We start from the raw sequence: 20,775 nt of genomic DNA, 5'->3' as shown, positions 1-20,775 counted from the left end.
ACGCGTTCAAGGGGCTGTCCTTCATTCATCCGGAGCGCTTCCAGGAAGACGGCTGGTCGCCTCCGGGCTTCACCGCCTTTGTCTCGTCGATCATCGAATCCGGTGTCGATCCGAGCCGCATGGACGGCATAAGGTCACAGCTGAAGTCGATCGGCCTCGAGCCTTATGATTGCCTCAACCCCGGCCTGATGGACTATATCGCCACCTGGACGGCCAAGAGATCCGGCGCGTTGCCGGCTTAGCGACTGATCAGACACTATCCTTTGGGGCCGGACGAAATCGCCCGGGCCCCTTGCATTGGAACGAACGCAGGCGAGCGCGTAGACGGACCACGCTTCGTAAGTCATTGCCGACGTGTTGTCAGCCTCCCGGGGGCGTTGGGCTCAACGGGAATACGCTGACGGTTGCCCTTTTGAGCATGGCGCTGGTGATTAGGGCGCCTGTGGCGAAAGCCGCCAGCGGGAACCAGTAGTCGCCGTAACGGCGATAGCCGCGATGGTAGTCACGAGAGCCGCGATGGCCATTCCAGTAGGTGCCATCACTGCGCGAAAAATTGCGATTGCGGTTGACGCTCCGGTGTTTCAGCCACGGCTTGTGGTCGACCGCCTGCACATCGGAAGCGGAAGATAGGGCTAAGCTGGCATACTGAAGGACGATCGCAGGATTTTCGCCTCAAGTGAGCCCGTGCCGGACAAGATGGCGAACGACCGGGGAAAACATCTGCTGGCCGATATAAGATCCGGTGTTCGCATTCTCGAAAATCGTTTCGGCGATCGCATCGTCAACTATGGGAATACCTGCCTGGCGCGCTTGAGCCATTATATCGTCGGCCGCGCGGCCCTGACCCTTGCCGACAACCGTCGGCACAGGCGTTTCGCCCTTGACGTAGCGCAACGCCACGGCGCAGTCGCCGGACACGAAGACGATGACCGCATTTTTCACACCCAGCTTTGCAGGTTGGATCACTGCTTCGCGCCGCTGTCGCTGTTGTTCACGTCGGATCAATGGATCACCTTCGAGATCTTTGTGTTCGCGCTTGTATTCGGTTGTCGTCATGCGCATGTCGCGAAGGAACAGCCAGCGCTGAACAGGAACATCGATCAAGCCGATGACCACAAAGGCCAGGGCGGCGGCAATTCCGAGGGGTGTTAGCACCGCCTTGATGATCGGCTCCAGGCATGTCTGACCACAGCCTGGCGCATCGAAGAGCGGCTGTAGCCAGGCGATCAGGATGAATACGAAAAGGCTTGCCAGCAACACCACCTTGACGAGGCCCTTGGCGAACTCGATGACGTTGCGGAGCGAGAGGATCTTCTGAAGGCCTTTGGCCGGGTTTATGTGATCGAATTGCGGCTTGAGCGGCTCGAACGAGAAGACCGGCCCGAACGTGCCCAGCATGCCGAAGGCTACGGTGAGAACCACAACGATTCCGACTAGCGGGAATATGGCAAGCATCAGCAACGAGAACGAGTGGCGGATGGCCCGCAGGCTGACCTCCTCGAAGGAGCCGCCGGGCACCGTCACCGTCTGCACGAGTTCCGAAAGATGCTTGAAGAGCAGCGGCCAGGAAAAATAGAGATACGCGAGCGCTGCGAAAAGAGTGGAGCCGGAGACCAGATCGCGGCTTTGCGAAACCTGGCCCTTGCGGCGGGCGTCACGAAGCTTCTTGTCGGACGCCGGTAATTTCTTTTCCTCAGCTTCTTCGGCCATGTTGCAATCTTACCGCACTATCGTGGTTCCAGTCGGCCGATGCGCTGTGTAAGGTGGGGCGGGCTTGAATACGGAGAGGTGGATTTGCGGTTGCATGTCGTATTCTTGCCAGTCGTCATCACACTGGCGCTGAGCGGTTGCCAGACGACCAAAACCGGCTCCGTGCAGGCCAAGGCGCCGGGCCCATCGTCCCAATCCGAGCGCCTGATCAAGCTTGCCGACGATATTGATGCGCGTGGAGAAAGTGATACCGCCATCGCGCTCTACCAGCGCGCCGCAGCAATGCCGGACGCCAAGGCGAGCGCGTTCGTCAAGACGGGCGACGCTTACATGCGGGCGGGCTACCCCGCCGACGCCGCCAAAGCCTATCAGGCCGCGCTCGCCAAAGCTCCCAATGACGGGGGAGCAATGCTCGGGCTTGGCGCGGCGATGATAGAGGCAGGCGATATCGATGCAGGCATGCGCGCGCTTGCTCAGGCAGCGCCGCTGGTCAACACCAGCAGCGCCTACAATCGGTTGGGCGTCGCGCAGACATTCGCCGGCCAGACAGGGCAGGCGCAGGCGACTTTCGCCCAGGCGTTGAAACGTGCGCCGGGCGATCTTGACGTCGAGACCAACATGGCATTGGCGGCAGCCCTCGAAGACAATTCCGCCGCGGCGCTGCCGCTGGTGCAGAAGATTGCCGCCGCCCCCAACGCGCAATTGCACCACAAGCGCAATATCGTGGTGGTGTACGGGCTTCTTGGCCAGGCCGATCAGGTCAAGGCCTCGCCGCCAATCGGCCTGACGACCAAGGAGGTGGCCACCCTGCTTGCCCGCGCAAGAACCATCCGGCTGAAGGGCAGCACTCAGGCCAAAGCGAAAGCGCTCGGTTCCATCCTCGGCTAGCGCATCGGACCGGAAGGCCTGAAGCGGCTTTCCGCCAGGCGTGACGCGTAGAGTGGTGCTACGCGGGCGAATACCGCGCCGGCTCACTCGACTGGGAGCGTCGTTTGCGGCGCCGACGGCGCGCTGTTGGCGCCGCCTATCGGAGCCTCCTCGCCATCGAGGTAGCGACGGGCCGCGCGCGCAGTCGGTGCGGCGGCCGCCGGGCCCATGCGGCGGCCCTCCACGAGGTCACGCTGGCTTTCGGACATACGTTGAAGATTGAAGGCATTGGCGCAGCCGGGCGGCAGATGGGAGCCGACGCCGGAGACGATCGTCAGGTTCGTCTTGGCAGCAGAGTTGTCATCGTCGGCTGGCTCGGCCAGACAGGCATCGGGAGCAAGGACTGAGCCGCCGACAGCTTTCTCGGAGCCGCCTCTATCTGTCGAAAGATAGCTGTAGCCGGGCGAATAATCCTGCCGCTGTTGCGGGCCGTTCACGCAGCCGGCCAGAACCAGCGCTGGAATAACGCAGCAGAATGCGATGGGCGATGTCATATCCGGTCCTCGCTACTTGATGATCAGACCGGTCGCCGACGCGTCATTGGCGTGCTTGCGGCTGCGGTGCTTGGCTGCCGGACGATCAAGCGGCGTGGCGAGGCTGTCGCGCACCGGTTCCACCAGATAGGGCGTGATCAAAATAACCAGTTCGGTCTCTTCGTGCTGGAAACGCTGCGATTGAAAAAGCGGGCCAAGCACGGGTACATCGCCGAGCACCGGAAACTTCTCCAGATTGCGCGAGGTCCGCTGCTGGAAAAGGCCCGCGATCGCAAATGTCTGACCGCTCGCCACTTCGACCGTGGTGTCGGCCTTGCGCACGACGAAACTCGGCATGGCGAAGCCGTTGGCGCTTACGGATCCGGTTTCCGACAAGGAACTGACTTCCGGCTGGACATGGAGCGCGATGCGGTTGCGCCCGATCAGCGTCGGGGTGAAGCCGAGGGACACGCCGAAGGGCTTGTATTGGACGGTGACGACATCGGTTCCTTGCGGGATCGGAACCGGAATTTCGCCACCGGCGAGAAAGCTTGCCGTTTGACCGGTCATGGCCGTCAGGTTCGGTTCGGCCAATATCTTGACGATGCCGTTGCGTTGCAGGGCTTCGATCAGAATGTCGAAGTTGAGGCCATGCGCCTGGTCCATGTTCAAACCGAAATTCCCGTTGCCCGAGGGCACGCCATTGTCCTGGAACATGTTGAATTCGAAGCCGCCGCTCCTGTAGCCGACAGACCAGTCGACGCCGTAGGACTGCAACTCCGTGCGCGAGACTTCGGCGAAGCGAACGCGGATGTTGACTTGTTGTGAGCCCTGCACGGTCATGTTGTTCAGCGGCGGCTGTTCCGGCGGCGAGAAGGTCCGGGCGACATTGTCCAGATCCGTTGCCTCATCGACGCCTCGCGCCTCGCCTGTGGCAACGATGCGGGTTCCAAAAATGTGGAGATTTGTCGCCGAGCTCGGCTGCATTGCTTGCTTGGCTTCAGTAGCAGGCGTGACATCGGGGGTGACGCGAAACTGGGCCGTTGCCTCGATCCGCTCATCGGCCGTGACCGCAATGAGGTTGGTCAGGCCGGGTTTGAGGCCGAACACATAGACCATGCTCGGCGACACGACCTGAAGGTCCGCGATCGTGGTATCGGCGATCAGCACGGATTCGACCGGGTCATTGAACCGCAATAGGCGTCCTTGCCCGACCGGCAAGCCGATCGTTGGTTTGCTCGGCAAGGGCGATATGTTCTGTGCCGTCGCGTCGGCCCCTGCGAGCAGCAACGCCAGCAGGACGCCAATCGTCGCGATAGCGAGCCGGCCTAAATCTGCCCGCCTGGCGAAAGCGGCTGATCCAACGCCTGCCGCGGTACTGTGGAATGTCATGCCGTTCCTCTCCTGAATCCCCGATGTCCCCATCCATCCGGCTGGCGTCAGGAGGGTGCCTCCTGCACGGCTTTCGCCTGAGCCGACGGGAGCGGCGGGGAGACGATGCGCGCGCTGGCTTTGCCGGAGCGGCCGGCGATCGTGGCCAGCGGCTGGACATTGAATTCCTGTGCCAGCTCCTGGAAGGACAGAACCGGAAGCTCGATGGCATTGTGTGTGAGCAGGCTGCGCATGTGACGGCGCACATCCATCGCGGCGAGGACGACCGGCGAGACGTCGGGGGCGTTCTGCGACATAGCTCGCTCGATTTCGGTGACCAAAGCCTGCGCATCATCGTCCGAAAGGTTCAGGAAGGTGCCGGTCGATGTGCTTTGCACTGCGTTTCGCAGGATATCCTCGGCCGACCGCTGCAGCACATAGGCTGCGATGATGTTGTTGCGGCCGGCACAGCGGAAGCTGATCTGGCGCTTCAAGGATGTGCGGACATATTCCGTCAGCAAGACGACGTCCTGTTCGCGTTGGCCCCATTCGATCAGGGCCTCGAGGATAAGGCGCAGATTGCGGATCGGCACGTTTTCGCCGACGAGCCGGCGAAGCACTTCCGCGATCTTCTGGAGCGGCACGATCTCCTGCGCCTGCCTGACCAGATCGGCATAGTCCGGTTCCATGTCCGAGAGCAGCCTGCGTGTCTCCTGAATCCCGACGAAATGGCCGGCATACAGACGAAGTGCATTGCCGGTCCATTTGGCCGCTGTTTGCACCGGCGTTGAGAAGACGAAGCCGGCCTCCTTCAATGCCGACAGGTGGCTGTCATCGGCCCACACGAATTTGCGCTGGCCGGTAATCGGAGGACCTTTTTCGTAGGGTATTTCGAGCAGATCGAGATGCGTCGTGTCCGCTTCGACAAGAACACGGTTGGCAGGAATTTCGGCATCCAGGATGGGCGCACCTTCCAGATCGACGCGGACGCTTCGTGGCGAAAGCATCTCGTCGACCTGCATGCCGATGGCCGGAACGTCGACACCGAGATCACCGAAGAGGTCGCGGCGCACGCCGTCGGCGAGCGCGGCAAATTCAAGCTCCGGGACCAAGCGTCCGAGCTCGGTTCCGAAGCGCACGACGACGCGGTAGGACGGAGACAGTGTTGCGGTGGAGATTGCCGAAAGCGACGCGGAATTCCCCCGCTGTGCAGGCGCGGCGGTATGGCCGATGTCTTGAGGCTCGGACTCCTGGACGGTGCGGCGATTGATTGCATAGGCGCCGGCTCCGCAGCAGGCACCAAGGACCAGGAAGGCGATGGAGGGGAAGCCTGGCACCATGGCAAGGCCGACCATGATCACCGCGGCGAGCGCGAGCGCGCGGGAGTCGCGCAGCAGTTGGCTGGTTATTTGCCGGCCAAGATCGCCCGATCCGTCCGCGCTGCCGACGCGCGTCACCATTGTGCCGGCGGCCACAGCGACGAGCAGTGCAGGTATCTGCGCCACCAGGCCGTCGCCCACGGTGAGCAGCGTGTAGGTCGCAGCCGCGTCGCCGATCGACATATCGTGCTGCAGCGTACCGACTGCGAAACCACCGATCAGGTTGACCAGAATGATCACAATGCCTGCGATCACGTCCCCCTTGACGAATTTCATGGCGCCATCCATTGCGCCAAACAGCTGGCTCTCGCGCTCCAGCTGCTGGCGCAGGTGGCGTGCCTCCGCCTGATCGATGTCGCCGTTGCGCAACTCGGCATCGATGCTCATCTGCTTGCCGGGCAGCGCATCGAGCGTGAAGCGCGCGGCCACCTCGGCGACGCGTTCCGCACCCCGCGCAACAACGATGAACTGCGCAACAGTGATGATCAGGAAGATGACGAGGCCGACCGCAATGCTGCCACCGACGACGAAGGTGCCGAAGGCGGTAATGATCTCGCCTGCGTCGGCCTGGAGCAGGATGAGTCGCGTGGTCGTGATCGTGATCGCCAGCCGGAACAAAGTGGCGATGAGGATGACCGACGGCAGTGACGAAAACTGGAGTGGATGAGAAACGTAGAACGAGGCCAGCAGGATAAGCACGCTGATGGCGATGTTTGCGGTGATGAGAATGTCGACGAGAAATGTCGGCAAGGGAATGAGCATCATCACCACCGCGACGAGCATCAGGATGGCAATGACCAGATCGCTGCGGCGTGACAGCCTGGCAAGGAATTGCATCAGTCGTTCCGAGACGGTCATCCGACGCCTCGTTGCGACAGGAAGCTAAGCAAGGCACTGCGCGCCTCCGTCTTGCGCCCGGCCACGAGCAAGGCGCGGCTCTTCAGCAATGTAAGCACCGGGTGATCCATTCCTTCCAAGGTCTCCAGCCTGGCAATCGTGGCAAGCGCCTTTTCCGCCTCGCCATCGAGTATGAGAAGGTGCGCCAACGTTCTGAGGACGCCGGCATTTGCCGGCGAGAGCTGTGCAGCAATAAGCAGGTAGGCCGCGCCCCGCTTTGCCTGCCCGTGACACCCGTAGAGATAGCCCAGGACATGCAAAAGATGCACGGTGTCACGCGGCTCGGTCAGAGTTCTATCCTTCCTGCATGCGACCAAGCAGATCGCGATGACGCTCGATTTCCTCCTCCATCAGCGTTCTGGCGAGCGTCTTGAGTTGCTCCCCGCCCTCCAGGCCTGGGACCAGGTGCGTTACAAGATGCTGGAGAATAGGCATGGAGCGACGCAGGATGGCTGGTTCGGGAATATTGGGCATGACGAAATTGGCGAGTATCTCGTCGAGCGACTCGCCGGCCGCACCTTGAGAAGCCTGGAATTCCGCCGTTTCCGGCCTTTCTGCACCGGCGGCTGATTTCGTCCCCTGAGCACGGTTTGCTGCTTTGTCGACCCCATTCATCCGTCGCCGGCTGATGGCCTGGCCCCGCACACCTTCCGCCTGCCGCCCCTCGCGGCCCGACGTGTCAACCCGTGCCGTGTCGAATCGTGCCGCTTCAAGCCGCCGGTTCACGGATATTTCAGCGCGACCGTGGCGCCGCCCTTGGTCAGGAGAAGTTCGGTTTCGCCGATGTGTTTGACGGCCCAGCCGTCGTCGGTGAACGCACCTTCGTGATAGCGCGCCCCATCGGCTGCGATGACGTAGGGCCGCTCGCCATACCAGATCGCCTGCAGCCTCAGGCGCGGGGCCTGCTGCGCATTGCCAACCATGACGTTTGAGATGAGGGGAAGGTGAGCGCCGAACGACTGATCGAACCAGGATTGCGTTTGTGCCCAGACATCACTCTTGTCATTCGGGATCATACCCGAGACCACGAGGCGTCCCTCTGATTGCAGAACCGTTAATGTGCTTATGCCGGATCGCTCGAGGCGCAGCTTGAGCTGGCTTTCCGCTTCGGCGGCAGTGTGGATTTGCGCTGGCGATGAATCGTCCAGGATTTTTTCCCCTGCCTGGCCGGCGAAAGCCACTCTGACTGGTTGCCCGTCTTGAGAGGACGCCTTTGCGCCAATCTCTTGCTTGGCGAAAGAGAACCCGTTCGCGGCGACGGAAATTGCGAGAACCGCACAGAGAACGCTGCTCGCGACCAGCAGCGGGCGATTGGCAAAGGGCCATCGATTGGGTACGCGTTGCAGGCTGACCAGCTTGATGCGCGCCTCGCCAACACTTATGGTGAGCGGCAGCCTGCAGCGGCTGCCATGTCCCTCATGGATGGTCTCGCCCGTGGCCAACGTGACATCGCCGCCGACGGCTTCGATTTCAACTTGGCTGCCCTTGCGCCGCAGCCTTGCGTGAATCGGTGCGATGCCGGCATCGCGCAGGACAATGTCCGACTCAGTGCTGGAGCCGATCGTATATTGTGGCTCGACCAGACTGACTTCGGCGCCGGCGTGAAATCCGTGGGTCACGCTCAGCGCAATGGAATGTCCGCTGTCCGGGGAGGGGGCGATGATCGATCGGAGTCGGCGCGCCGGCGCTGCTGGTTCCAGATGTTTGGTGATAGGACGAGCGGTCATGCCACTTCATCTCCCGCCGATGACCATTTCAAATGCAGCCTGATGACGGCGCTGAAAAAATTGCGCCGTGCAAAGTACGCCGCCGGGTGCTTGCGGCGGCGCATGGTTCGGGAATCCGCCGCCTTAGGCCTTTTCAGCCGACTGGCCGAGCGTCCTGGCGGTGCTCATCAGCATGTCATGCTGGGATTTCGCGATCTCTTTCGTGATCTCCAGGCCAAACATGCGCTCCTGGTGCTTGATCATCTTGTCCAGGTTCTGTTCCGGCGACCCTGCAGAGCCGGAGGTAATGGGAGGGGTAGCAGCCATCATTGTCTCCTTGAGGGACTATCCAAGTTGCAAACTCCGGACTCACATCGCTGCAGTCCGGAGGGTTGCGAAGGCAGCTTAAGGCAGCATGGCCGAAAATGAAAGTCCAGTTGGAATATTTGAGACACTTCGGTTCCAAGTGTTGCGTCGCCTGCGTTCAAGGAGTACCTTGGCAGGTGGGTGAATGGGGTATTTCAGAATGGAAAAAGGTCCTTTGGCCGAGCTTTTGGTCGAACGGTTCGAGACTATGCCACCGCAGTTGCGGGTCGCCGCACGTTTCGTGCTGGATCATCCCAAGGATGTCGCACTGATGTCGATGCGCGAGCAGGCGCACCAGGCCGGCGTTTCGCACAGCACGATGATGCGGCTGGCGCGATGGATTGGCCTTGAAGGCTACGAAGATATGCGCAGCCTTTATGCGCGCGCGCTGCGCGAGACCATCGCGGGCGAGCCGGCGCGACAGGGTATCGGACAGCATGGCGATCCGGGATATTCGACTGCCGGCGTCGTTGCCGACACGCTCGCCGCCCAGATCTCAAGCCTTGGCGAATACGGCAACGCCATGCAGTTCATTGCGGCAGCCGGTCTGCTCGCCCGGTCACGCGATCTGTTCGCTGTCGGCTCGCGCGCCGCCTATCCGGTCGCGAGCCACTTCGTTCACATCATGTCGTTGCTGGCTGGCACCGACTGCAAGGTGACGCTTGTCGGCGAGATGGCCGGACCGGGCCTGGATGCCCTCCAGCACGCGGGACGTGGCGCGGTGCTTCTTGCGGTGGGCATATCGCCCTACGAGCGCACGACGATCGACGTTGCGCGCCAGTCGGCTCGGCAGGGCATCGGCGTGGTGGCGATCACCGACAGCAGCGTGTCGCCGCTGACACAGATCGCGCGGGAAACAATTATCGTTACGTCAAATTCGCAGTCCTTCTTCCGAAGCATGGCGCCGGCGTTCGCCGCCGTCGAGATTCTGGCGGCACTGGCGGCAGCGCAGTCTGAAACGAACGCCGCAGAACGGGTAAAACAGTCGGAAGAGCAGCTTGCTGCTTTCGGCATTTATTGGAAGCCCCCTCGATAACATCCGAAAGGTTGCGATCGGGCGGGCGTGACGGCAGCCAGGCTGCTGGCAACGTTAATTTCCGGAGGTCGTCCTCATGGTTCGCCCGATAACGCCCACCAAGCCGCCGGTCCAGCCGCAAAAGGTCAATGCCAAGGCAAACGCCGCGCAGATAGCGCGGCTGGAGGCCCAGGCTGCCAAGCTGCGGGAGCAGATCAGGCTTGCCAACAGGATGGGCGAGCGTGATTGGGCGGCACAGGTCCGCCAGGAACTGGCCCATGTGAGCACGCAACTGGATTCGCTTCAGTCGCCGCCGGTTGCGGCTTCGGCAGCGCCGAGGGTCAACGTCGTCAACGCCAGCAACGGCACATCCGTCAATGGCAGGACGGTGACGCCGGCTCTCTACACGCAGACCAATCTCGCGGCACTGGCGGCGACACCGGTGAAACTGGATGGCAGCACGCCCGAAGACAACGCCGCCGAAGCGACGGCTGCGCGCAATATTGTCAGCGACGTTACCGGCGGCAAAAGCATCGACCAGATTGCATCTGCCCGGGGCATGACGCGCGAACAGGTTATCGCCGCGCTCAGGTCCGGCGGGATGACCGTTTCGACCGCTGACCCGAGCGGCAATGGCGACGTGCTGACGACGAAAATCACGGATGCCAGCGGCCGCACCGTCACGCAATATTACGACTACCAGCACGACAGCTATTACACGAGCGTGGAGCAACCGAACGGCACGGCAACCACCACGCCGATCCGGGATGGGCTCGGGCGCAAGGAAACCAGCAGCTATAATCCCGATACCGGTGCCATCACGACGCGTTATGAAGACGATCTGGGCACTGGAACCGTCACCGAGCGGACCACCTTGCCGAACGGCGCTTCGGTGGAAACCGTTACACCCGGGAACGGGCCGGCCTTGCCGGTCACCACCGTCAACGGTCCAGATGGTCGCAAGACCGTCCTCGCCGCATCTCAGGATCCGGGCGGGGCAACCACCCGGGGCATCAAGGATGATCTCGCGGACGGCAAGAGCATCGAGCAAATCGCGCAGGAAAGGGGTCTGACCAACGAGCAGGTGATCGCCGAGCTGCAGGCCGCCGGCTATCAGGTCACGACGCGCGAACCGACGAGCGACAATGGTGACGTGCAGTCGGTTGAAGTCGTCGATCCGCACACCGGCGACGAGACCGTCTACTATCACGACTACCAGCATGATGAGCGCACCGTCGTGACGACGTCTGACGGCAAGGAAACGACGGTGTCGGAGGACGGGAACGGCAGGACGCGCAACAGTGTTCGCAACACCGAAACGGGCGAGACCACAACCACAATGGTCGATCCGAAGGCCGGAACTGAAACCACGATCGTCACCGACAAGGACGGTCGGGTGACGACAACGACCACCGAGGAGATCAATGGCGGCGAGCCCGTCGAGTACGAGGTCAAGCCAGGCGACAATCTGACCCTGATTGCGCAGCAATATGGCGTGTCGCTCGACGATCTGAGGAGAACGAACCCCGAGCTCTTCAATTCGCCTCGTGACCCCGAAATCATTCACCCGGGCGAAAAGGTTACCATCGAAAACGGTACCCGCACGACCGTGGAAGTCACCTTCAACGGTTATACGCTGACCAGGAGCCCTGATGGCAGCATGACGCTGCACAACAACACCACCGGGACCGACCTGAAGATCGAAGCAGGAAGTACGCAGGAGGCGTTGGCCAGGACGCTGTTGGCGGTGAACCCCAACAGCAGTGATGCCACGGAGGCAAAAGAGGGCGAGGTCGTAAAGACCTTCATCGAAGGGCTGCTGGCGGGCGAAGCCTTGCCCAGTCTCATCGACGCGGCAGAAGAAGCCGGACAAAATAAACAGGACCTGATCGAAAGATATGGTCTAGGTACCGTCGCCACGCCCAAGCTGGACGGCGAGAACAGGGTTGTCGATCCATTCGGCGATCCGCCGCAGGGTAATGCACCCTCCGGCGGAAAGTGGACGCCGATGAAGATCGATGGCGTCTGGACCTGGATCGATCCCGAGGTGGCCCGGGCCATCATTGCTGAGAACATCGCGCTGTCCCAAATTACAGAGACGCGAGCTCTGGCCGGTCAGCGGCAGGAACAGTTCAACGTCTATATGCTCGACCCCGCCTACAAGGATGCTGTTGATGGGGCGCAGACAGTTATAAACGAGGCGTTGGCACCCCATGGTCTGCAATGGACCCCGCAGAAACCGGAAGGCACGCTTGCCGATGCGCAGGAGCGGCTTACCAAGGCCAACACCTTGCTGCAGAACGCGCAGGATGCCCATGGCGAATATGAGACTGCCGGGCGCATTCTCGCCGATGCCATCACCCAGGACAGCGAACTTGCGCCGCTGATTGATCCCAATGCAGACGTTGCATCCGCACAAGGGCAGCCAGGTCCCAATCGGCAAACGCAGTACGCGCAAGGCCTCGCGGATCATGCGGCTGTCGATCAGCTGTTCTCCGAAATCGGCCTGCATCTGAGCAAGGGCGACAAGCTCACCATCGACTTCCTGGTAGGGGAAGCCGAACTCGACGGCATTCCGACCGACTCGAAGGAATATCAGGACCTCAAGGCGCTGCAGACGACAGCAGGCAATCAGCTCGAATTGGCGGAAGCCTATCAAAACTACTTCAACGCCCATGCCGACGCCACGCAAGTGGGTGCGCAGCAGACGGACCTCGAGCAGAGACTGCTCGCCGAATATAATAGCGAGCACCAGTTTCTGTTCGAACAGGGAAAGAAACATCAAAGGGTCAGTGGCGATTATCTGGGTCTCTTCCAATCGCAAAAACTTGAGGTCCGCGACGGCCAGCTGTGGGTGGTCAACCAGTTCGAAGAGGGCACGACCGAGCAGCAGCTCACCTACAATCTGAGCGAAACGAACGTCAGGGATGAGTACCGTGATCGGCAACTCAACAAGGACTGGCAGCAGCTTTTGGGCGGCAGCAGTTCCACCGGGCCGGTGTGCACGGCAAATGGCCTGGAAGCAGTGAGGGCCAGCGAGGCGCAGGCGGCGCAGAAGCTCAATGATGTCCTGGATCGGCAGCTCGGCAACAGCATTGAAGACCTGAACTCCGAGCTATCGACGCTGCAGACCAACTTCAACAATGCGTTGACGGAGCACGGGCCAGGAACAGTCGATGCTCCTGAAGGCACGCTGCCCAATGGCGTGCAGCCTGTCGAGATCAACGTCGGCGGACAGACAATCAAGGTGGCGCCGGAGGTTGCGCAGACATACTACGAGATAGGGATCGATGCGTTGACCCAGAGCGGGAAGGCAGTCTGGATCGACCTGGACACAAAAGATGACGATGCCAGTGGACGCTGGGTTGATCCCGAACTAGCGGTCGCCAAACTCAAGCTGGACGCGACAACGCTTCAGATAGCGCAGGCCGAGGAACTGCGCGGCCTGGTGCAAGGCTTCAGCGACTATCATGAGCTTCGGTCCAGCGATCCCTCGTTGCTGGTTGACCGCAACAGCACGGTGGATAAGGCCTATCTAGACGAGCATGAGCAGCAGACGCTTGACGGCATCTATCAGCCGAAGTTCCAGCTACTGCTCGACAGCGGCTACGACAACGAGTTCCGTGAACAGCGCGGTACGGCCCTTGAGGAGACGGTCGCCAGAACGCTCGGCATAGATCGTTCGACCGAGGAAGGTCGCGAGGCGATCGAGAATGTGACGGAAGAGATCCGCGATATCGGCGGCGACAATCCTTACGTGCGCAGCGTGCCGATTTTCTATGTTGACGACGAGGTCGGGACACAGCAGGTCGCGCTGTTTGCTGTGCGTGACGGAGACGGCAACACTCGCTATGTCGACGTGACCGGCAAAAAGTTCGACGACCTCGGAGATTTCCAGGACAACAACAACCAGTTCGGCGAAGATGGCAAGCTCGTCGTCCCCAAGGGTCTGGAGATGAAGGCCGGCGATGACGGCAGGATCGAACTGGAAGTCGTCAAGTCGCGCAATGTTTCTGCTTGGGACAAGGTCGTCGATCCGCTGGTTGGCATCGGGACGGGTATAGCCACCATTCTGTCGTTCACGCCGGCCGCGCCGATTGCAGCACCCTTGGCCTATACGGGCGCGGCCTATCTTGGCACCCGGGCGGTCATAAACCAGGTCAACCATCTGGAACATGGCGGCGAGTGGGACGATACCGAGTCGCTGATGAATGTCGCCAGCGTGGCAACCACGGTTCTGCCGATGGCTTCCAGCGGTCTGCGCACCATTGGATTAGCGGGAAGGGAAATGACGGCCGCCGGATTGGCGGGAAAGGAAATGACGGCCCTGCAGGCCTTCCGTGGCAGCATAGGCGCAACACGGTCCAGCTCGCCCCTGGCGCTCGAAACCCGAACCTACATGCAATCCACCGCTGGTTTGAACAAGGCGGCCTGGGGAGCGGATATCGGCTCCGTGATTGTCGGTGCACCTTTGCTGGCGACATCGGCCTACGATCTCGCCGTCAACGGAGACCAGATGAACGGTCTTCAGCTTGCCAACGCGCTTACGGGCCTTGGCACCGGTATTGCCGGCACGGGCCTCGGCATTCACGGTCTGCGGACACTGCGACCTGGAACGGGCACGCAGGCAAGCGCCAATGGTCCCGGCGCCAACCAGCCACCGAGCAGCGGCGGACCGCACCAGCCGCCGCCATGGTCCGCCGGCAAAGGACCACGGCAGCCGCCTCCGGCGCTGGAACCCGGCCCCTCCGGACGTCCGATGAATGTCTATGAAATTGGCGCCGACGGTGTCTACAGGCCGACCGGGGAGCAGGTATTTCAAGATCCTAACCATCCTGTGATACCCGGAGAAGTGATCAAGACCAGCGATGCCAGCGGTGACGGTCCGACGATGCTGCCGGGCCGCGATCCGCATGAATCGACCGGGCGCAATTCAGGGCATCCCGCTGATAGCGATCCCATCATTGTGCCGAACAAGCCGGCAGGAAAAGACGACTCGATGCGCCTCGTCTGGGATCCGGAGACGCGCAGCTTCACCGGCATGCCGGAACCCGACACAAGCGGGTACATCTACACCAGTGGCAAGGATGCCAAGACTCCCTCAGCCTATCTTGACGGGCTGAGCGTCGAGCAGCTTGTAGCGCGATACGAGGCAGAAAAGAGCTATTATTCGAACCGCGAGTTGGCCGAGCGCTACGGCCCGGATGGCGTTCAGATACCGCGCACGCCGCTCCGCGACATACTGCCCGACTTCCGCATCGGCGTCACATTCCGGACGCGCTTGAATACGGGCCAGGCCTTCGACATCGGCTCGCCGACGGTGGCGGCCGTCGGCTTCGGTGTTGGGACCAAGACCGATTTCGGCATGATCGGGTGGTCGATCGTCGACAGCATCAGCCAGCGCAGCCTGACACCATTCACGGATGCGCTCGGCACTCAAGGCGTCGTATCCTACCGGGCACGGGAATACAGGAACATCACCGGCCTTCAGGCCGGCGTCTGGCCGGTGTCAAATCAGACGGCTTTCCCGGTTCGCAGCAGCGATCTTTCGGTGGCGGCAACCAGGGCGATATTCAGCGATGCGACTGGCTACAACGCCAAGCCGCTGGATGCTGCCATCGTCGGTATGACGCCAGACGGCGAAGGCACCGTGATCGAGATGACCTATACGCCTTCGCTCAAGGGCGAGGAGGTCACGCTCGCCCCCGGCCAGCACGATTTCTTTGGCGTGCCCGTGGAAAACAGCGCTGGTCACGTCAAGCTGGAAGGCGCGCTTCCCTTCGACCGTGTCATGACCGAAACAAAGGTCGGACTGCGGCTGCCAATCGTGGCCAATCATGTCGGGGCGGTCGACCAGATGCCGCGCGTCGGCTTCGAGAAGCGCCCGGAAGTGCCCGTCAAGGACACGCTCCAGCCGGGTGACATCGTGTCGAAGCAGACCTACGACCAGATCCAGTCCGCTCTCGGCTCGACAAGCCTGAAGATCCAGTTCGCGGTCAAGGATCCGGCGAAGGCGTCCGAACTCATCGCAGCGATCGGACAAGGTGATGGCATCCGGTCGATCCATGACCTCGTCAAGTCTGGTCAGATCGATCCGTCGAACACAGTTTCGTTTGTTGATGAACCGACGCTAAGCGGATTACGGCTTTCAGCGGTACCCGGCAAGGCGCCCACGGCAGACATCGTTTTGCTGACCGGTGAGAGGGTACGCGTCGTCAATCCCGAGGCGATGCTGGTCGACATCATCTTCAACGACCGCAACAGGCTTCCCGGTGTGCTGGGCTTCAATCCCGACCGGACGGTAACTTCCGCGGCCTACAAGGTGAAATCGACGGTACAGTCGTGGCTGCCGGCGCGCTTCAGTCCCGACGGGACGCCGCAGCCCCGTTATATGCCGAGCGCCGGCAACATCTATCAGAACCTGTATGGCGCTCATGGCACTCCGGCGACACGTTACACACTTTCGATGTCGACACCTCCTCTGCCAGCAGGGGCGGCGGCTTTCAGTGCTGAAGTGAGAATCCAGTACAAGTCCAAGGCTGCCAAGGTCGCTCCTTCAATCGCCAAGGATGAAACAGCGACGCTGACCTTCGATCGAGCCGATGGACAGAATGAAACGCTGACGGTCCCGGCCTGGCTTGCTCATGCCTTAGAAACCTCGCGTGACGGCGCGGCGACAGCCATTCCGAAGGGTGGCAAGGCCTCCCTGGAGCAGGTCCTCGGCGAACTGGAAAAGAAGGCGAGACCCGACCAGCGCGCGGCGATAGAGAAATTCCGGACGGAATTCGGCCCGTCGATCGTCGATGGCGGCTTCGTGCGCCAGAACGTTGCCGACGGCGTGCTGACGTTCCTCTCCTCGCAGGTGGGCAGCCGCCGAAGCGGACCGATCCAGATAAGGGACGAGAACGGGCAGTCCGTGACGGCAACCCGTTACGGACCGCTGCCAAAGAGCCCGGAGAATGTCTATGTGCCGCCGGCGGATGCTCCGACAGCGCGCGGCGACGAACTGGAGTTGATGCACAAGTCACATATCCTGTTCCGGGATCCGGAAACCGGAGAGCCCTATGTTCTACCCTGGATACGTGGTGCTTCTGACGACCATGTGCCGGGGAGTCTTGGGTATCCCGAGGAGGGCAATCAGCCTGTCGAAGGCGCGGGCGATCCTACAAGACCCTTGCGCGGCAATGTCGGCCCGTTTGTGTTCCGGGCCGATACCCGCTCGCCAACCGAGATCAGGGACGCGGGAGGTTTCTCGCCACCTCCCCCGACAGGAATCTGGGTGGACAATCCGCAAGGCATCGCCCTGAGCAGCTATGTAATGGGCAATACCCATGGCCGTTTCGTTGGCACGAGCCAGTCGATCCCGGGAGCCAAGGCTTTCGTTTCGCAAGAGTCACGAGCCGCGCGGCAGCAAGGTTACACCTATCTCTACACGCTGAATCCGAGCAGACCGCGCCTCCACGTCCCGACCGAATTCGAGGCAATGGGCCGACCCGTCAGCGACAGGATGGCCCGCGTCGACGAGACCGCAGTCGACGGCAGCATACCATGGAGCGAGGTCTATGGCTGGCGGGTGATAGATCCGGACGGGAATTTCGTCGGTGAGTTCACGCGCAATGAGGATGCCGTCGCGCCCGGCACCTCGACACAAAAACGCCCGCAGGTCATCTTGCGGCCGGCCGACGAGTTCTGGGATGTCAATATGCCAGCACAGACCGAAGCGCCGCCGCCCCCAGTGGCCGAGGTGGTCAGCAACGAAGCCCCAGCTGTGACTGGCGAAACGCCGCAGGCGGTGAACATTGCTGCCGAAACGCCGACAGCCGCCACATGGCCGCCGGCGCCCGACCGGGGCAGGGCGGTTTTTGACCCTGCCAGCGGAAAGATCGTCAGCCTTGAGCTTCCGGTGAGCTCCGCCGCGGAACCAGGATATGCGGAACCGGTGCGGGCGCCGACCGGGCCGGAGGTCAGGGCGCTTTCAGCCGATCAGATTTCCGAACTGACCGGCACGCAATTGCACGCCATCAAGCCGGATCACATCGTCAAGCTGGCGCCTGAGCAGGTTGCTGCACTGAGCCCCGAGCAGATCGGGCAGCTGACGTTTGATCAACTTGCGGCGCTTCGGCCGAAGCAGTTGCGGGCGCTTAGTGCCGAACAGCTCCAGGCGATCAGGCCAAGCAGAATGCAGCCCGTTGCCCCTGGCCGTATCAGCGGTTTGCGACCGGATCAGGTCGCTGCCTTCTCACCCGAGCAGCTTGCTGCCTTGACCATTGAGCAAGTGCGCAAGCTGACACCCGACCAGATTGCCAAGCTCAGTGATGAGCAGCGCAATGCGCTTACGTCGGAACAAGTCGCCGCCATGAGACCTGCCCAATTCAGCCATCTCGATGCGACCCAGTTCGCGGCGTTGAACCCTGATCTCGTCGCAGCACGCGATCCCGTGGCAACGGCAAAGCTGTCGCCGGACCACATCTCGGCGCTTACGCGGGACCAGCTTGGCGCTCTGACCATTCATCAGATCGAGGCGCTGACGAAGCAACAGATAGCGGCGCTGACGCCGAAGCAGCTTGGCGAGTTGAGCCCCGGCCAGTTGCGCAAGTTCACGCCCAAGCAGTTTGCCTGGATGTCGACGGAGCAAACAAACGCGCTTTCCGTGCTGCAGATAACGACCTATCGGGCAACGCATAAAAAGGCGATGACGCCGGATCAGGCCACCAGCGTCGATCTGGCCCTCAGCCATGCCAGGATGCGGGAAAACGCTCAGGCGCTCGCCACCTTTGGCGGCATGTCGACCACCTCCTACATGTTGTGGAGTTCGTTGCCGCCAACCTGCACCGCCACCGCCGGATCGGTGGCATTTGGCGTGCGAGGCATCGTTTTCGGCGCGCAGGCGCTCTTCCCCAACGCAACCGCAAGTCACAAGCCGTTCGGGCGATTCCTCAACGCGCTCGGCGGAGCCACATTCATTGCCGCAGCGCCAGGTGCCGCGACCGGGATGATCCAGGGTAAGGATCTTGTCGTCAACAGCACGTTCACGCTCGGCAACATCGTCTATGGCACGAAGTCGATGCTGCAGTCGTTCACCGGCAGACCGGTGATCCGAAACCTGGCCGAACATCTGGCTGGACCCGGCTATGTGCTTGGCTGCGCCGTCTATACGCTGCACTCCTGGCCGGCGCCGATCGCCACAGTCGCCGGCACCATGTTCACCTTCGGTTGCGCGGAATTCTGGGCGTCGGCCATAAGGACGGACCGGATGAATCGCGGTTCAGTGCCGCGAACCGATGCTGATATCGCGGCGGCGGAAAAGGCCGACAAGAGATGGGCCGGATGGGATCGGTGGACTCTGGGCATCACCTTCGGCGTTGGAATGCTTCTCTTCTCTTTGGACGCCCTGCTCGCGGAGCCTTGGGAGGGCGCGAAGACGCCCCCTCCACCCGATCCGAAAAAACCGGATGGCGATGCCTCGTCCCAGCAACCCGATGAGCCTTCGGATGGTCCAGGCGGGCCGCAGATCCCGGGAGAGGATTTCCCGCAACTTGTCGTGGTCGCCGATGACGGCCTGAATTTGCGGACCCAGCCTGACGGGGATTCGACCGTGGGAACGGTTCTGCAACCCGGCACATTCGTCGAACAGACCGCGAAGCCATCGACCGATCCGTCAGGGGAGACCTGGATACCTGTCGAAGGTTTCGCACCGGATGGCGAAATGCATAGCGGCTGGGTTTCCGGCGACTATGTCGAGGCTCATGCCGAGGGCAGCAGCAACCCTGAGGGCCGCACGAACCCAACGCTGGAGAAAGACGGCTATCAGTGGGTCGAGGTCAAGGACGGCGACAGCATTCGCCTGATCGCCAAGACCCATTCTGCGGATGTGGCGGACACGGTTGTGCTCAACATGGATCATATCCTGAGCCCGGACCTGATCTTCTCAGGCGACCGTATCTATCTGCCGGTCACCTCGACCGGCTGAGAAACCGCGGGGCCAAGCCTGTCGTCCGTTGACTCCTGCGCCTTGCCGGTTCTCGCGGCATATGCGTTTGCAACGGAGGCGGCCAGCTTTGCCGCCCGCTCCGCTATCGGATTGGATGGTTCGGAAGAATAGGAGGCGGTAAACTGCAAGTCGGACGGGTGCCATTCGCATTCGACGATGCGCAGTTTACCGCTTGCGACATAGTCTTGGACGACTCCCGCAGGCAGGGAGGCAATTCCGATTCCGTTGAGTGCCATTTTGATGGAAGCGGCCAGCGAATTGGCCGGAAATATGCGCGGCGTCTCTTCGAATTCACCGGTGAGCTTGCGGTAGAGTTCGCTATAGGGGCGCGTGGTTCGCGCGTAGCTGATGATCGGAAACTGCATCAAGTCGTTCAGCGTCACCTTGCGTCGGTTGGGCAATTCCAATTGCGGCGAGCAGACCCAAACAAGCGGAAAGGACGGCATCCCGATATTCTCGATGCTGTACTCCAGGACAGGGCCCATCAGCACCGCAAGATCGAGCCGGTGTGACATGAGTTCATTGCGAAGGGTCGTCGTCGCATCGACGACGATATCCGTCTCGACAAGCGGATAGTTTGCCTTCAGTGCCTTGAGGAAATCCGGGAGCCAGGTGTGCACGATCGTTTCGGCAACCCCAAGCCTCAGCACCCTCGTCGTCTCTGAAGTCTCTGAAAGAGAGCTGGCCATCAGCTGCAGCCGCTCCGCTACGCGCAGAACCCGTTGGGCAGGTGGTAGCAGCCGTTGTCCTTCGGCGGTCAGCCTGACTGTGCTGCTCTGCCGCTCGAACAGCTTGGCACCCAGCGCTTCCTCCAACCCGGCAATTCGTGTGGATACCGCCGGCTGCGTGGTATTCAGGCGTTCCGCCGCCTTTCGAAAGCTTCCGAAAGTCGCCACCAGGAGAAAGGTTTCGAGCTGCTTGATGTTGAAAGGTATCATTA

At 61.6% G+C, this 20,775-nt stretch carries 12 protein-coding genes and 1 pseudogene; 4 read left to right on the top strand and 9 right to left on the bottom strand.

Annotated elements, in window-relative coordinates; all coding sequences use genetic code 11:
* A pseudogene (locus NKI85_RS14895) lies at positions 1-242 on the top strand (S-(hydroxymethyl)glutathione synthase); the annotation flags it as partial.
* A gap of 430 nt (positions 243-672) precedes the next feature.
* Here the strand turns inward: NKI85_RS14895 and NKI85_RS14890 are convergent.
* Entirely contained in the window at positions 673-1,710 is a 1,038-nt protein-coding gene (locus tag NKI85_RS14890) for an EscU/YscU/HrcU family type III secretion system export apparatus switch protein (protein ID WP_352776901.1), read from the bottom strand.
* Positions 1,711-1,800: 90 nt separating this feature from the next.
* Here NKI85_RS14890 and NKI85_RS14885 point away from each other — a divergent pair, with 90 nt between their 5' ends.
* Entirely contained in the window at positions 1,801-2,598 is a 798-nt protein-coding gene (locus tag NKI85_RS14885; RefSeq protein WP_352776900.1) for a tetratricopeptide repeat protein, read from the top strand.
* 83 nt (positions 2,599-2,681) lie between these two features.
* On the opposite strand, the gene NKI85_RS14880 is transcribed toward NKI85_RS14885, so the two are convergent.
* From NKI85_RS14880 to NKI85_RS14850, 7 genes are all read right to left on the bottom strand, one after another.
* Entirely contained in the window at positions 2,682-3,131 is a 450-nt protein-coding gene (locus tag NKI85_RS14880) for a hypothetical protein (protein ID WP_352776899.1), read from the bottom strand.
* Between the two features lie 12 nt (positions 3,132-3,143).
* Positions 3,144-4,502, bottom strand: coding sequence for a type II and III secretion system protein family protein (locus tag NKI85_RS14875; protein WP_352776898.1), 1,359 nt, complete (start codon positions 4,500-4,502; stop codon positions 3,144-3,146).
* A gap of 47 nt (positions 4,503-4,549) precedes the next feature.
* Positions 4,550-6,718, bottom strand: a complete 2,169-nt coding sequence (gene sctV, locus NKI85_RS14870; RefSeq protein WP_352776897.1) for a type III secretion system export apparatus subunit SctV — start codon at positions 6,716-6,718, stop codon at positions 4,550-4,552.
* Positions 6,715-7,026, bottom strand: a complete 312-nt coding sequence (locus NKI85_RS14865; protein ID WP_352776896.1) for a tetratricopeptide repeat protein — start codon at positions 7,024-7,026, stop codon at positions 6,715-6,717. Before NKI85_RS14865 ends, sctV begins: the two co-directional genes overlap by 4 nt.
* A gap of 25 nt (positions 7,027-7,051) precedes the next feature.
* The gene (locus tag NKI85_RS14860; RefSeq protein ID WP_352776895.1) at positions 7,052-7,483 is read right to left on the bottom strand and encodes a hypothetical protein; all 432 of its coding nucleotides are present in this window, start codon (positions 7,481-7,483) and stop codon (positions 7,052-7,054) included.
* On the bottom strand, positions 7,480-8,484 hold the full coding sequence (locus NKI85_RS14855; RefSeq protein ID WP_352776894.1) for a SctD/MshK family protein: 1,005 nt from the start codon (positions 8,482-8,484) through the stop codon (positions 7,480-7,482). Before NKI85_RS14855 ends, NKI85_RS14860 begins: the two co-directional genes overlap by 4 nt.
* 123 nt (positions 8,485-8,607) lie before the next feature.
* Complete coding sequence (locus tag NKI85_RS14850; protein WP_126092905.1) at positions 8,608-8,790, bottom strand: hypothetical protein; 183 nt, start codon at positions 8,788-8,790, stop codon at positions 8,608-8,610.
* A gap of 184 nt (positions 8,791-8,974) precedes the next feature.
* Here NKI85_RS14850 and NKI85_RS14845 point away from each other — a divergent pair, with 184 nt between their 5' ends.
* On the top strand, positions 8,975-9,865 hold the full coding sequence (locus tag NKI85_RS14845; RefSeq protein WP_352776893.1) for a MurR/RpiR family transcriptional regulator: 891 nt from the start codon (positions 8,975-8,977) through the stop codon (positions 9,863-9,865).
* Positions 9,866-9,941: 76 nt separating this feature from the next.
* Complete coding sequence (locus NKI85_RS14840; protein WP_352776892.1) at positions 9,942-19,814, top strand: LysM peptidoglycan-binding domain-containing protein; 9,873 nt, start codon at positions 9,942-9,944, stop codon at positions 19,812-19,814.
* Here NKI85_RS14840 and NKI85_RS14835 read toward each other — a convergent pair.
* Positions 19,787-20,773: a LysR family transcriptional regulator gene (locus NKI85_RS14835; RefSeq protein ID WP_352776891.1), complete on the bottom strand. Its 987-nt coding sequence runs from the start codon at positions 20,771-20,773 to the stop codon at positions 19,787-19,789. The two genes, NKI85_RS14840 and NKI85_RS14835, sit on opposite strands and share 28 nt — an antisense overlap.
* Positions 20,774-20,775 lie beyond the last annotated feature (2 nt).

It is taken from the genome of Mesorhizobium sp. M0571 (genome assembly GCF_040320985.1).
Taxonomy (GTDB): Bacteria; Pseudomonadota; Alphaproteobacteria; order Rhizobiales; family Rhizobiaceae; genus Mesorhizobium.
Note: the sequence above shows the minus strand (reverse complement) of the source record. Positions and strands in the feature narration are given on the sequence as shown.